The following is a 14514-nucleotide window of genomic DNA, read 5'->3' as shown; positions in this document are numbered from 1 at the left end:
TGTCTTATAATATTTTCTGTAAAAACATTTGGATATTTAAAAAGCATTCATTTACTTTGTATTTCAAAGTCCTTTTTTATGAGCGAGCATACAACAGAATCATCTCTTGAAACATTGAAAGAAATACGTTCTATGATGGAACGTTCTGCAAGGTTTTTGTCATTGAGCGGATGGAGCGGTATCTGGGCGGGCAGTGTTGGATTAATTGGTGCCGGTATTGCGTATTTTCAATTAAAGGAGTACGAACAAAATTTGATTGAAGGCCATCAACGTTCAAGAAACGATATTCAGGCTTTAACCCTTGAATTACTTCCATTAGCAATAATAGTTTTCGTTATTGCACTTTTAGGCGGTTATTACTTCACCTACAGAAAGAATAAAAAAGCAGGTGTAAGTATCTGGAACAGCGCTTCAAAGAAAATGATTGTAAACCTTGGCATTCCGTTTGCTGCAGGGGCAGTTTTCGTACTGGCACTTATTAACAATGGTGATTGGCAATACGTTTCCTCAGGTTGCCTTATTTTCTATGGTTTATCATTAATAAACGGCAGCAAATACACTGTTTCCGACATTAAATATCTGGGATTGCTGGAGGTGGTATTAGGTTGCATAGGATTATTTATTTCGCCGGGTTATGGTTTGTATCTTTGGGCTTTTGGATTTGGTGTGTTACACATTGTGTATGGTATTATCATGTGGCGTAAATATGAATTATAATGAGGAAAGAAATAGAGCAGCTCAACAAAGTTTTTGACAGCAGAATAAGAATCGGAATTATGAGTGCTTTGATGGTAAATGAAGATATTAACTTCAATGACCTGAAAGCATTGATAGACGCAACCGACGGAAACCTTGCCACGCATCTGAAAACTTTGGAGGAGCATAAATATATCAAGGTTGAGAAAGGGTTTATCGGACGAAAAACGAATACGTTGTATTCCGTTACCAAGGCCGGTGAAAAAGCTTTTCGCAGCCACCTTGATGCCCTTGAAAAAATTATCAAATCGGTTAACTAAATTTTTTTGCCTAATTACTTTGTAATTCAAAGTACTTTTAATCATGAAAGAAGCATTGAAGATATGGCTCCTTGCTATAGTATATCAAACAATCATTTTCTTTATTCTATTAGATGAAATAAGAGAAGTTATTATTATTCTGATTCCAATAGAGCTTATTGGCGGGCTCCCCGGGCTTTTCCTGTTTGGTGTTATTGTTAATCACCAGACTAAAAGCTATAACAGCTTGCAATCTAAATGGATTTATTTAATTATCGGGTCATTTGCAACGGCATGGTTCACAACATCATTAACGGGTTTGGTTCTTGGCATTCCTTTTTCAAGCCCGTTTGGTGAAGGGGCGAGACTTATAGCTCCTGCACCTATTGCTGCATTATTATCGCTTCTCACATTTGCTGTTCCGGTACATAAAATGCTGAAAGAAAATCTAATACAGATGGATGATATCGCTGAATTGCCTGAATCACATGACTGATTTAATAAGCATTTGATGAATAAATCTGTTTAAATACACAATTATATTATTATGAATCTCACACTTCGCATCTGGGCAATATCGCTCGTTATCCAGCCAATTTGTTTTGGCCCATTGGCACCTATTATCATTCCAATAGAGCTTGTAGGAAGTATTCCCGGCATTATCATTTTCGGGATAATAGTCCAGATACTTCTAAAATCAGATATACCTTTTTCAACAAAATATCTGACATTATTTATTTCAGCAGGCGCACTTGGATTTCTTAGCAGCTACTTATTTCTAAAATGCGAAAATATGGACATTGGCGCCTCTGATAATGAAGCATTATTGTTTTCTATCCCTGCGACGATAGCGGCTTTGGGGGCTGTCGCATTTAGTCATAAAAAAGCAAAGACAGCTTTCCTGGTGAATGATGACAGCAAAGACAGCGATTCATATTATGAGTATTAATACCAGATTTATTATTAAAATTTCAAGAATCATTTTATGAAAAACATACGTAAAAGAATAATGACCTACCTCGCGCATGAAATAGCGTTGCCTTATTTCAGGCTTATGCGCAAAGGCTATAAATTCCCATATACAGTCAAACAATTACAACGTTTCCCGGATGGGACAGTAGGAAAGGAGCTATTCCATTTTTTCATGAATAACAAACTGGATATGCTTCCCTATTATGAAAAACATGACATTAAACATGTTGTGCTTGGCTACCCGCCAACAGAAGAAGGAGAGGTGTCCTTGCAATGTTTCATGCTGGCAAACGGCCGCATTACATTTCCGGTTCTTTTCAGTGTTATGGTGGGATTGATTATCATGCCTGACAAATGGAACGTTTTCAGCAAAGCCTGGAAACGCGGGCGGACAACACATTCACTGAAAAACCTGGATTGGTTCGGATTAGTGCCGCAACAGCTTAACATCGTTACTAACAAAATTTTTCAACCATAAAAGATATAACAACATGGACAGTTTTTCTGAAGAAAATCCGCAGCAACCGCAACAGCATTACAATAATGTAAGACCTAAGCCACCTAAGTTTACAGAATCAAACAAAGTACTTATCAAAGCTGCCATTATTGCTGTGCTTATTTTCCTTATGTTAATCCCCTCTTCTTTTATTTCAAGTCTTGTAAAAGAACGTGCAGAACGGCAAGATGAAGTTATGAAAGATGTGAGTAGCAAATGGGCCTTACCTCAAGTCATTAACGGACCCATCCTGATCCTGCCTTATATTGAAACCGATAATAACGGCAATAAAACTGCAATTAAAAAGAAGGCTTACTTTTTACCTGACAGACTGAATATTAACGGAAATATTCAACCACAGGAACGGAAAAGAAGCATTTACGCTGTCACATTATATACTTCGGATTTGTCTTTGTCAGGCACATTTAATAAGTTGAATTTAGCTTCGTTAAACATCATGCCGGAAAATGTACAATGGTCCGAAGCACAGTTACTTATTGGCTTGAACGACCCAAGTGGATTAGAAGACGAAGCAATGCTTAATTGGAATAATATTGATAAAACAATTGAATCAACTGTAACTGAGAATAACATTATCGGGAATGGCCTGGTAACTAATATTGCTTGCAATCCAACGGAAAACTTCAATTTCAATATTCATCTTAAGTTTAAAGGCTCTGAATATTTGTACTTTACTCCCGCCGGAAAAACAACTTCAGTTAATATTCAATCTCCCTGGGAGAATCCAAAATTCGATGGAAAATATTTAGCCGCCAACAATACCAAAACTGCAAATGGCGGATTCAACAGCCAATGGAAAATTCCGCAAACAGCAAGAGTCATATCTCAATCATGGATAGAGGACCGCACAAACTTAGCCTCGTATGCATTTGGTGTGAGACTGATTCAACCAATAGACACTTATGCAAAAACAGACAGGGCCGTTAAATATGCTTTGCTCTTTATTGGCCTAAGTTTCACAATATTTTTCTTTATTGAAATTTTACAGAAGCATCAGATACATCCTTTGCAATATTTTCTTGTAGGCATTGCGCTAACCGTATTCTATACGCTTTTACTTTCTCTTTCCGAGTATACAGGTTTCAATATTGCTTATGCAATTGCAGTGTTGGCAACGGTTTCACTGATTGGGTTATATGTATGGAATATTTTCAAAACCGGAAAAATCGCATTGGGCTTCACTTTAGCGTTAAGCGCATTGTACGGATACATTTTCTTCCTGATTCAATTGCAGGATTATGCCTTACTGTTTGGCAGCATCGGCCTGTTTTTCGTAGTTGCTCTGGTGATGTATAGTTCCAGAAAAGTAGATTGGTATCAGATAGGCAAAAAAGAGCTGAATTTAAACAGAGCATAAATCAATTTATTTACACTAAAACTTAAAATCAAATAAAATGGAAAACAATCAAAAAATCACATTAGGAAAGAACCTACGCCTTACAGCCATTGTACTTGCTGTGCCGCTTCTGTTAATCATTCCATTAATTGCTATGCAGTTTACCAATGAAGTAAAATGGTCGGCAGCAGATTTTGCTGTAGGCGGCACGCTATTAATGAGTTTGGGCTTAGGGTGTGAATTTATCTTAAGAAGAACAAGAGCTATAAAATTAAGGCTGATGTTTTGTGCTATTCTCATTATAATATTTTTCCTTATCTGGGCTGAGCTTGCCGTCGGTATTTTTGGTTCGCCTTTTGCCGGCAGTTAAGTAAAACTTAGAAACGATTGATAGTGCAACTATAATACTGCACTATCAATCTGTTATTAAACATTGTTGACGCAATTAAAACGGATAAGGAATGACAAAAATGAAAAAGTTATTTAAATATCATTTCAAAAGTTTCGGATATGCTTTCACAGGTATTAAAACATTATTCGCAACAGAACATAATATGCTGATTCATTTAATGGCAACCATAATTGCCATTGCATCCGGTTGGTACCGTGGATTCAATACTATAAAATGGTGCATACTGATTGGCATTATTGCAATGGTGTGGATGGCAGAAGCTTTTAACACAGCCATTGAGCGGCTTTGTAACAAAGTTCAGACAGAGTACCATCCTGTTATCAAGCAGGTAAAAGATATCAGCTCTGCTGCTGTGCTTATATGTGCAATTGCAGCCGTTATCATCGGCATCATTCTTTTCTTTTCGCCATCATGAAAAATAATTCCGGCAATTTCTATAATTACATGTATCCTTTATACCCCATTGTGGACAGATTTTTTAAAAAGCAGAAGAAACAACTGGCCAATATCATTAATAACCTTCCTTCCGGGAATGTATTGGAGATAGGTGTCGGCAATGGTTCCATGTTGCCGCTTTATCAAAAGCATATTGTTACAGGTGTGGACCTTTCAACAAAAATGCTTGCCAGAGCTAAAAGGAGGGAAACACAAGTAAGAGTGCATCTGTTTATGGCCGATGGTGAGGATATGAAATTTCAGAAGGAAAGCTTCGATTATGTGATTATCAATCATGTACTTTCAGTAACTACTCACCCTGAAACGATGCTGCAGGAGGCTTTCAGAGTATTGAAACCTGATGGACAGCTGTTTATTCTCAATCACTTTACACCCGGCAATGCTTTAAGATTTATAAATATAATATTTCACCCGTTTGCACACCTGATTCAATTCCGTTCTTACTTTTTGATAAATGATTTAAAATCCCTTGACTTATTCAGGTTACAATATATGATTCCGTCAAAGCCATTCGGTTATTACAAAATACTTGCTTTCAGAAAATGAAAAGGTACTGTACCATCATCAGCCTTGCCTTGTTCGCCGGCCTGTTTATATATTTATTTTACAGAACGCAACATACTGTCGTAAATATTATGCTGGACAAATTAAGTTACGGAAATGCATTAGCCGCCATTCTTTATATCCGGAAACACTTCTTACTGCCGGAATTTGTAATATACAATTTACCTGAAGCCTTATGGGTTTTTGCGGCGACACTGGTTTCTAAACATTTATTTATAAAACTCGGAAGAAAGAATATTCATCTTGCATGGACACCTTTATGTTATGCTGTTTTATTAGAGTTTCTACAGTTGCTTCATTGGATGCCGGGAAGTTTCGATTGGCTGGATATATTGCCTTCGTTTGCTTTTACATTATGCGCAGTCTATTTCATAAAATGCCCCTTACAAACCCAACAGCTATTGGGGAAATTTAATTACCGCACTTTTTTCTTCATTTATATTTATGCGATTGTATTTTTATCGCACGTAAGTATATAAGCAACGAAACAAATTGCTGCAATCATTTCTTCCGATACGCCATGAAAAAATGGTGACCGAATAGGTCACCATTTACATTATAATAATCTTTATCAGCTAAATTACCTGTCCGTAATAGGCGTTCATAAATTTATTAAATCCTTTGTTGCGCAATAATATTCTCTGAAAAATTGCTATTCCGATTAGGGCACAAAGAATTCCGATCAACACATCTGAAATATAATGATGGTGCGTATATATTGCGGCAAACCATGTGCCCACCATTACAGTTGTAAGGAATATCTTCCAGCCTGTTGAAACGTTTTTCTTAAAGGCATAAAATACCGAAACCACTACATAAGCTGAATGCAGGGAAGGCATTGCCGCAAATACATTGGAGCTCTTGGCATAAAGGCTATGAAAGATATTTACGCCTAAAAAGTTATCAAACCCTGCAAGTCCTGCAACATTACCCGGTGTAGCAGCATTAAACGCAGTACCATGATAATAAACATACCAGGGTGGGGCAGCGGGAAAACCATAATAACCGATAAAGCCTACAAAATTTGTCAATAGAAAGGTAAGGCAAAACTCCAAAGCGCCTCTTCTGTTTTTGGTATATAAATATGCCGCAAAGCTTATAGGAACAGGCATCCAGCACAGATAAAAGAATCCGTTAATGACATCGAGAAATACAGTTCTGTGCAATTCCCAATACTCATTCAACGAAAGCAAGACACCATTAACGTGAATACCAAAATATTTCTTATCAAATTCGTACAAGTCACCAATGTGCACTGTATTGAATTTGTAGTTCGGAAGCGCCTTCATATAGTCAAAGATGACCCAAAACACAAGAAAAGGTGCAAGTGTCAGGACAAAATTCCTTGTCTTCTTTGATGCGATGTATAGAATAAAGAATAAGCCCGCAATAAATACTTCGTCAGGCCTGAAGCCGACAACGACAGAAGAGAGGCCCAGATAGCCTATAGCAATTGCTGCGGCAATTATAATTCTCTTATACAACGGTATCATCATACCGCTGTGCATTTTTGAAACTTTTGTTGTACTGTGGTGGTTCATTACTTTTTCTTCGGGAATCCTGAATTCAAAACCTTGTCCCATAATTCGGAACTAACGCCAAACCCTTTAGATGAATCCTGATAATGATGCAGCATGTGATGCTTTTTTATCTTCTTCCAGAATTCACCTTTAAAATTAAAATGATGCAATGCATAGTGAACGGTATCGTAAAAGATATAACCCAATACGAAGGCCGAAAAGAATGGATACAAATAAACCGGCGGCATGAAAGCACGTAAAGCAAAATATACACCAAACGCCAACGGAACACTTACAGAAAGAGGCAATACCAATCGTTTCATGTCATTCGGATAATCATGATGCACGCCATGAAAAATAAAATGCAATCTCAGGCCCCATTTTGATTTTGGTACAAAATGGAAAATCCAGCGGTGCATGATATACTCAAATAAAGTCCAGCTTAAAAGCCCCGCAACAAACATTCCTGTAAATAACAGACCGGAAATGTGTGCTACAAAGAAAGAACGGTAAATAAAAAACAAAACCACCGGAATATAAGTAATCATCGGAACAGTCCAATGCACCCTGGAAAAGAACTCCATAAAGTCACTTTTGAACATCCTTACAGATTCGGTAGAATTGGAAACAAAATTCTTAGCCATTGTATATTATTAAATTCAAATTTCAAGATAATCAGGATTGCTTAGGCGGCGTCCATTTAGGATTTATCTTTTTAATGATTTCCTTGCCCGTCGCAACTTCTATGCCTTTAAACTCAACATATTTGACATTAGGTGCCCAAAAAGTACCACCCGGGTCAATACGTATATAAAGCCTGTTTAACACAACCATTTTACCATCCAGCTCTACATAAGTATGATAAATACCAGCTGTTGACTTCATCAGGTAAAAAGGAATTTTATCATAAGCTGCAAAAAGCAATTTGTATTTTTCTCCCGCTAATTTACTGACTTTAACGCCGTAGGCAAATTTACGCTGAATAAATGATAATTCTGCCGTCTTGCCGCCTTCCGTATATCTGATCCAATATACATGCACCGGGTTATCTTCATCCAATACCCCGTTCTTCATGTTCAATTCATACATGATGGTATTGGTATTGGGTGTACGTTGCACATAAAATAAAGAACGCGCATTCAGCTTTGGAACCGGAAAAGTATCTACTGCTTCCTTAAAAGTCTTCCCGTCATCAATCAGGCCATCCGCCTTTGCAGAAAAGCCGCTTGCCAATATCAGGGCAAACATTATAATAGCAGCGATATTGCTGTTGCTCTTATTTTTCATTTTATCTTCCTGGTCTATTTTATCTAATGCTTTCTTTGCATTAATCAAACGTTTAAATGCTGTAATATTTGTCAGGACTGCCAATACTGCAATAGGAATAGTGAAAATGCTCATCAGTTCAAACACATGGAAACTGATACCTTTAATATAAACCTTGCCGTCTCCTTCTACAAATGCCGAAGCTACACCGGTTGCTATGGCTGATAACGCTATCAGAATAACCCTTTCAGGCCGCTGCATCAATCCGCCTTTATTTTCAATACCAAGCCCTTCACTTCTTGCTCTGGTATAACTTACCATCATAGAACCAATCATTGCAACAAAAGCTAAAAGAGAGCTCAAAAAGTAATGATGTGATATTAAATAATAGCAAATACCCAGAAATAATACCAGTTCGCTGTAACGGTCCAGAACAGAATCATATAATGCACCGAAAGTAGAAGACATTTTTCCTAAACGCGCCACCTGTCCGTCCAGCATATCAAAAAGACCGGCAAATAAAATAAGGCCGCCGGCCCAACCCACATAGCTATAATCGCCTCTGTTACCTTTTTCGGCGCCAATGATAAAAATAACCGCAACACCAATATTTAATATTAAACCAATCGTTGTTACGGCATTAGGCGTAAGGCCCAATTTTATCAGGAAACGAACAAAAGGATTTATAACTTTATAAATCCCCTGCTGTGCTTTATCCCTGAAAGAAACTTCACTCATACACCAAAAATTATTGCTTATTTATCGCCGCAAAATTAGGCAATTCCCTAAATTAAACAAACGTTTAATTAATTGCCCGATAGAAAAAACCAATCAGGGCTTTTCGTATTCAAAAAATATATTCTTTGATTGCCTTAACGGCGGCAAAGTTCGGAATGTTTTATGAAAAACCGTAGCCAAAATTTTATTAATCTTTAATATTTTGTTTATACAGGATTTAATAAACTGAAAATCCTTGCAGATATTATTCCGCCTCAAAACATTTATCGTTATTTAAAGATGAAATTTATGCTTCATGGTTTAATTATAACCCGTAAATTCGGCTTGAATATGAAGTGGAACAGCATTAAAAAACGCGTCAGCTATTATCTGCAGTATTTTCCTTTTACGTTGAATGCATTTATACTCGGCGTTGCACTGTGGTTATGTTTTCAATGGCTTAAACCAGGCAGCGCAACTGCCGAAGACGATGCAACAGCTTCTTTTGTTCCTGTTATTTTACTTATAGGTAAAATAACTTTGTGGTTTGTAACCGGGCTGATTTCCTTTTCTGTTTTGAGTACATTTGTTTGCTGGATTCATTTTCTGTTCCTTTCCGGAAAAGGCTATAAGCTGGATATTGAATTTCAACCCGCCAAAAAAGGTATGGGCTTATGGATGCAAACTTTATTGCAGAAAGCACGCCGCCCCTTTCTGGGATTTATCAAGGCAAGATTATTCTACGATGATTTTAAGATAACTGATAAATTCACGCTTGCCTCCAACCAAAGGATAAAGCATCGGTTCTGGCGACAGGGAGTTTCCGGAAAAAGTAAAATGCAACTACCCGACATTAAAGAATATAAGCTTCAAGGTGGTTTTGTGTTTTTCGAAGACATGCTGCAGTTGTTTTCCCTGCCCGTGAAACAGGATTTGAAAAGCCATTTTCATAATGCCCCTGAAAGCATTACTTTAAAAGATAATCCCGCCATTCCCCGTAAAACGGAAGATACCGACACACGCATCGAGCAATTGCGAAGAGTGGACGGTGAATACCTGAACTATAAAGATTTTGAAAGCGGCGATGATGTAAGAAGAGTTGTCTGGAAGGTTTATGCCAAGAACAGAGAACTGATGGTGCGTGTTCCTGAAATTTTCGACCCTTACGCCTCTCATATATATTGTTATGCCAGTTTTCATAAAACGAATGATTTTGCAGAGAATGATTTTACGGCAGAGATGCTCAATTATTACAAAACCCGCATATGGACTGTTTATGAAACATTGAGCAGGAAGGAGTTTGAAGTACGTTTTGTTCCTGACCAGGAATTACATTTGCCGGAACAGACCAACAAAGATCTTTTTGTCCAAAAACTTATAAGCAACAGCCATTGGCAGGAGAGCCGGAGCCTGGCCGATTATTTTGAATTAAAATACGGTTCGGTTTTATGTATTTCATCCATGAACAGCATAGAGGAGATTAAAGAAGTTTTGGAGCAATGCAATAATGAAGTGGTGGTGTATTATGTAAAGCTATCCAACACTTTCAGAACCATTGCGCCATTAACCTGGCTGAAACGTGTCTTCATTTTGCCACCCAATGACAGATTGAAGCGCATCCGTTCCCGCTGGATATTGACACCGATGCGTTGGAAACTGGTAAAAAAAGAAAAGGAAATAGAGAATATTTTAAATAAACTTGACCTTACTGTAGTAACGCTTTAATTGCTAATGAGGCAGTTATGATGTTAACCCATTCAAAAATGTTATAATTAATATAATCCCTCTTTTTTCTGAAATACTATAATTAAATTTAATGGATTGACATTGACTTCTTTCTTAAAATTTAGTATTTCATGAAGCATTCTTACAACATTAAATGGCAATCCGTAGCTGTTTTTTTACTCCTTATCTGCAGATTGCCCGCATCAGCGCAAATGATTAATACCGCAACCTCCGGCTTTGTGGTCAACAACGGTTCCGGTCTCGTTACTTTCAATTTCCAGAATACAAATGCCTCGCCTGTAACAATTACTTCCATTGCAACACCAGTTTACTCACAGTCGCCTGCTGTTTTTAAAGTATGGTACAAAACTACTCCTATATCGGGACCTCCGGGAATTGTAGATGCATCAAACGGCTGGACACTCGGTGGCTCAAACCCTTACACATCCAGCATTGGCGTTGTAAACGGGCAGACACAGGAACCTGTATTACCAACTCTTTCCATTGTTATTCCGGCAAATACTACGTATGCCATGGCGGTATCAGGTTTTATTCCGACTGTAACTATAGGCGGAGCTTTGGGATATTATAACATACCTGCCACACCGGCTAATGTCACCATTTCGGGCAGTGGCTGCAATATCCTTACTGGCGCAAACATCAGCTATGCGGCTACTTCAGAAGGGGCAAGCGCTACATTTACACCCAGGGGGTTTGTGGGAACTATAAACTTTACTGTTGGTACAGCAAGCAGCTGCCCTACGCCTACCGCTTTGAATGCAACATCGATTACAAGCACTTCTGCTTCGCTCAGCTGGACGCAAACGGGTTCTGCTACTAACTGGCAGATAAAATACGGCGCGCCGGGCTTTGCTCCCGCCACTGCAGGAACATCTATTTTCACTAATAGCAATCCTTATACTTTAAACCCGCCTTTGGCAAATGCTACTTCTTACGATGTTTATGTAAGAGCCATTTGCGGTGCAGGCGATACCAGTAACTGGTCGCTTGTGAAAAATTTCACCACACTTTGTAACCCGCCTGCATTACTGACAAAGAAAGACACAGCGAGATGCGGCCCCGGCGATGTTACGCTGGAGGCTACAGCCGTTGCAGGCGCTTCCATTAAATGGTATGCGGCTTCGACCGGAGGTACTGCTTTATTTACCGGATCGCCTTATACCATTACCGGACTTGCAAGCACCACTACTTATTATGTTGCGGCCTATGCAAGTGCTACCTGCGAAAGCGCCCGGCAGGCCGTGACGGCAACTATTAAGCCTTATCCGGTTGTTAATCTCGGAAACGATACCACTATCTGCCCCGGTGTGGCTTATACTTTCAATGCAGGAAACCCCGGCGCTGCTTATTTATGGAGCACCAATGCAACTACACAAACTATCAATGTAAATGCAGTGGGCAATTACTGGGTGAGAGTAACAGCGACAAATAGCTGCCAGAAATCGGATTCCATTATTATTACGCCGGGCACAGTGCCTGTAAATGTATTGCCGGCCACTACCAATCTGTGTGATGGCGATGTTGCGACATTGAATGCGGGAAACACGGGCTATAGTTATGTATGGACTCCCGGCGGCGCTACTACCCAAACCATTACCGCATCTGCGGCAGATAATTACAGCGTAGTTATTAAAAGCAATACGGGCTGTAAAATCACAAGCACTACGCAACTTATCATAAGGCCATTGCCTGTGGCTAACTTAGGCAATGATACCAGCATCTGCGAGGGCTCGGTGATTGTATTGGATGCCGGAAACCCCGGTTATAACTATGCATGGAATACGGGAGCCAATACCCAAATGATAAATATATCTGATTCCGGGACTTACACAGTTACTATAACAACGCCATATAATTGTACACTTACGGAAGATAAAGCAGTAGCTTTCCTGCCTTCTCCAAAAGTAGAAGGATTCAATTTTATTCCTGAGTTTTACGATGAGCTGGGAAAAGTTCATTTTTCTCCGCTAAACCCTACCAATGTGAATAGTTTCGAATGGGATTTTGGAGACAATACACCTGTAAGCACATCTGTCAATCCTTCGCATGTTTACGCTGCCGGAGGCGATTATGAAGTAACGCTGAAAGTCTTTAACGGATGCGGTGATTATGAAGCCCGTCAGGTGATTAATGTTGACTTGCCAACAGGCACCGTAACTTTAAAACCGGAGCAGGCTAATATTATGCTCTTCCCCAATCCTTCCAATAACTATGTAAGCATTCAGAACCAGAGCACAGATGTGAAAATGACTCAGATTACAGTATTCAATATTTTAGGTGCAATGGTTTACAAGCAGGAGGTAACAAACAATGCCTCTTTACAAAGGCTGGACGTAAGCCGTTTTGTTGCAGGTATTTATTCCGTAAGGATTATGACCGATAAAGGCTTTGTAGTAAAGAAATTTGAGGTATTGAGATAAAAATAACATTGACCAATGTTCATAAACGAATAAAGGCAACCTAATTGGTTGCCTTTATTTATGTGAAGACGTTTAGTTGTCGTACACCTCAAGGTGTGGGATAACTAAACGTTTATAGTTCCAATAAAGCTTTTACAGGATCTTTACCTATTAACAGCAATTCAGGATTTTCCAGTAATTCTTTTACTCTTACCAGGAAGCCTACTGACTCACGGCCGTCGATGATGCGGTGGTCGTAACTTAAAGCAAGATACATCATCGGACGAATCTCTACTTTACCATTGATAGCCATCGGACGGTCTTGTATTTTGTGCATACCAAGAATGGCAGATTGCGGAATATTGATAATAGGTGTGCTCATCAATGAACCGAATACCCCACCGTTTGTGATAGTGAAAGTACCACCTGTCATTTCTTCCACACTCAATTTGTTTTCTCTCGCCTTACCTGCCAGAACCACCACTTCTTTCTCTATTTCAAACATGCTCATGCTTTCCGCGTTACGGATTACAGGAACAACCAATCCTTTCGGAGCGGAAACTGCAATAGAGACATCGCAATATTCATGGTAAATAACATGGTCGCCATCAATATACGCATTTACTGCAGGCCACTCCTGCAATGCAATGGTACATGCTTTGGTAAAGAAGGACATAAAGCCCAGGTTTACGCCATGTGTTTCTTTGAACTTATCTTTATACTTGGTACGTATTTCCATGATGCGGTCCATGTCCACTTCATTGAAAGTCGTAAGCATTGCTGTTGAGTTTTTCGCCTCTACCAGTCTGCGCGAAATAGTCTTACGCAAATTGCTCATCTTTTCAGGGCGGTCTTCGCGGCTGTTCATTGGTTTGCCCGGCGTTCTACCCGGATTTTCCAATGCCGCCAATACATCGCCTTTCATGATGCGGCCGTTGGAACCTGTACCTTTTACGGTAGTAGGGCTCACCTGCTTGTCAGCCATGATGGCATTTGCAACCGGAGTAGCTTTTACATCGGCAGCAGGTTTTGCAGGCGCGTCTGCGGGAGCAGCAGCTTTCGGAGCTTCGGCCTTAGTCTCTGCTTTAGGCGCTTCTGCAGCTTTTGCAGGAGCGGCATTGGCAGGCCTTTCTGCTGTTTCATCAATCTTGCAGGCAATATCACCTATGTTGAGGGTGTCATCCTCTTTAGCAACGGTATGAAGGATACCCGCCTGTTCGGCGTTCAATTCAAAGGTCGCTTTTTCAGATTCCAATTCGCAAATAACTTCATCGCGATCAACCCAGTCACCATCTTTCTTGATCCACTTTACAAGTGTCACTTCACTAATGGATTCTCCAACCGGGGGAACTTTTATCTCAATCATGGAAAGAATAATATAATTAGCTAATTATTGAAAAACAGCAAAAAAATGCGCATTTTGCTATTGGGCTGCTAAATTAGGAAACACAGTTCATTTAACAAAGGTTATTTGCAAAATAGGCTGTTTTAGAAAATTACCAATGAGAAATGTCATTAAAATCAAATTCCGGAGCGACAGGATTGCATCTATATAATAACATGACCTCCTGTTTAAGAACAACTTTAAATCATTTTCACTTCATCAAAATGCTT

16 protein-coding genes are annotated in these 14514 nt (G+C 39.2%); 12 read left to right on the top strand and 4 right to left on the bottom strand.

Features of this window, described 5'->3' with window-relative positions; genetic code table 11:
- The first annotated feature begins 78 nt into the window (after window positions 1-78).
- The 10 genes from F0919_RS05510 to F0919_RS05465 all read left to right on the top strand — a co-directional run bounded on the left by F0919_RS05510 (window position 79) and on the right by F0919_RS05465 (window position 5731).
- The gene (locus tag F0919_RS05510; protein ID WP_150031705.1) at window positions 79-717 is read left to right on the top strand and encodes a hypothetical protein; all 639 of its coding nucleotides are present in this window, start codon (window positions 79-81) and stop codon (window positions 715-717) included.
- Window positions 717-1016: a winged helix-turn-helix domain-containing protein gene (locus F0919_RS05505; protein ID WP_150031704.1), complete on the top strand. Its 300-nt coding sequence runs from the start codon at window positions 717-719 to the stop codon at window positions 1014-1016. The genes F0919_RS05510 and F0919_RS05505 overlap by 1 nt, the downstream gene beginning before the upstream one ends.
- Before the next feature lie 43 nt (window positions 1017-1059).
- Window positions 1060-1491 (top strand): hypothetical protein, encoded by a 432-nt coding sequence (locus F0919_RS05500; protein ID WP_150031703.1) that lies wholly within the window; start codon window positions 1060-1062, stop codon window positions 1489-1491.
- Between the two features lie 51 nt (window positions 1492-1542).
- The gene (locus F0919_RS05495) at window positions 1543-1944 is read left to right on the top strand and encodes a hypothetical protein (protein ID WP_150031702.1); all 402 of its coding nucleotides are present in this window, start codon (window positions 1543-1545) and stop codon (window positions 1942-1944) included.
- A gap of 36 nt (window positions 1945-1980) precedes the next feature.
- The gene (locus F0919_RS05490; protein ID WP_150031701.1) at window positions 1981-2445 is read left to right on the top strand and encodes a Coq4 family protein; all 465 of its coding nucleotides are present in this window, start codon (window positions 1981-1983) and stop codon (window positions 2443-2445) included.
- Between the two features lie 13 nt (window positions 2446-2458).
- Window positions 2459-3841 carry a cell envelope integrity protein CreD gene (gene creD / locus F0919_RS05485; protein WP_150031700.1) on the top strand — a complete coding sequence of 461 codons (1383 nt, stop codon included), beginning with the start codon at window positions 2459-2461 and terminating at the stop codon, window positions 3839-3841.
- A 37-nt stretch (window positions 3842-3878) separates the two neighbouring features.
- Window positions 3879-4190 (top strand): hypothetical protein, encoded by a 312-nt coding sequence (locus tag F0919_RS05480; RefSeq protein WP_150031699.1) that lies wholly within the window; start codon window positions 3879-3881, stop codon window positions 4188-4190.
- A gap of 100 nt (window positions 4191-4290) precedes the next feature.
- Window positions 4291-4647 carry a diacylglycerol kinase family protein gene (locus F0919_RS05475; RefSeq protein ID WP_190277275.1) on the top strand — a complete coding sequence of 119 codons (357 nt, stop codon included), beginning with the start codon at window positions 4291-4293 and terminating at the stop codon, window positions 4645-4647.
- Window positions 4644-5234 (top strand): class I SAM-dependent methyltransferase, encoded by a 591-nt coding sequence (locus tag F0919_RS05470; protein ID WP_190277274.1) that lies wholly within the window; start codon window positions 4644-4646, stop codon window positions 5232-5234. Before F0919_RS05475 ends, F0919_RS05470 begins: the two co-directional genes overlap by 4 nt.
- Window positions 5231-5731, top strand: a complete 501-nt coding sequence (locus F0919_RS05465; protein WP_150031696.1) for a hypothetical protein — start codon at window positions 5231-5233, stop codon at window positions 5729-5731. Before F0919_RS05470 ends, F0919_RS05465 begins: the two co-directional genes overlap by 4 nt.
- Window positions 5732-5827: 96 nt before the next feature.
- Here the strand turns inward: F0919_RS05465 and F0919_RS05460 are convergent, their stop codons facing one another.
- From F0919_RS05460 to F0919_RS05450, 3 genes are read right to left on the bottom strand one after another with little or no spacing between them, the layout of a single operon-like run.
- A complete protein-coding gene (locus tag F0919_RS05460) occupies window positions 5828-6835 on the bottom strand; it encodes a phosphatase PAP2 family protein (RefSeq protein ID WP_235903460.1) in 1008 nt (335 codons plus the stop codon).
- Complete coding sequence (locus F0919_RS05455; RefSeq protein ID WP_150031695.1) at window positions 6793-7416, bottom strand: sterol desaturase family protein; 624 nt, start codon at window positions 7414-7416, stop codon at window positions 6793-6795. The genes F0919_RS05460 and F0919_RS05455 overlap by 43 nt, the downstream gene beginning before the upstream one ends.
- 31 nt (window positions 7417-7447) lie before the next feature.
- A complete protein-coding gene (locus tag F0919_RS05450) occupies window positions 7448-8776 on the bottom strand; it encodes a DUF4833 domain-containing protein (RefSeq protein WP_150031694.1) in 1329 nt (442 codons plus the stop codon).
- 330 nt (window positions 8777-9106) lie between these two features.
- Here F0919_RS05450 and F0919_RS05445 point away from each other — a divergent pair, with 330 nt between their 5' ends.
- Both F0919_RS05445 and F0919_RS05440 read left to right on the top strand, forming a co-directional pair.
- Window positions 9107-10480, top strand: a complete 1374-nt coding sequence (locus F0919_RS05445; protein ID WP_190277273.1) for a DUF58 domain-containing protein — start codon at window positions 9107-9109, stop codon at window positions 10478-10480.
- A 131-nt stretch (window positions 10481-10611) separates the two neighbouring features.
- A complete protein-coding gene (locus F0919_RS05440; protein ID WP_150031692.1) occupies window positions 10612-12921 on the top strand; it encodes an Ig-like domain-containing protein in 2310 nt (769 codons plus the stop codon).
- Between the two features lie 112 nt (window positions 12922-13033).
- Here F0919_RS05440 and odhB read toward each other — a convergent pair whose 3' ends face one another.
- Entirely contained in the window at window positions 13034-14266 is a 1233-nt protein-coding gene (gene odhB, locus F0919_RS05435; RefSeq protein WP_150031691.1) for a 2-oxoglutarate dehydrogenase complex dihydrolipoyllysine-residue succinyltransferase, read from the bottom strand.
- Between the last annotated feature and the right edge of the window lie 248 nt (window positions 14267-14514).

Source organism: Taibaiella lutea (assembly GCF_008629695.1).
Taxonomy (GTDB): Bacteria; Bacteroidota; Bacteroidia; order Chitinophagales; family Chitinophagaceae; genus Taibaiella; species Taibaiella lutea.
This window is presented reverse-complemented; position numbering and strand designations above follow the sequence as displayed.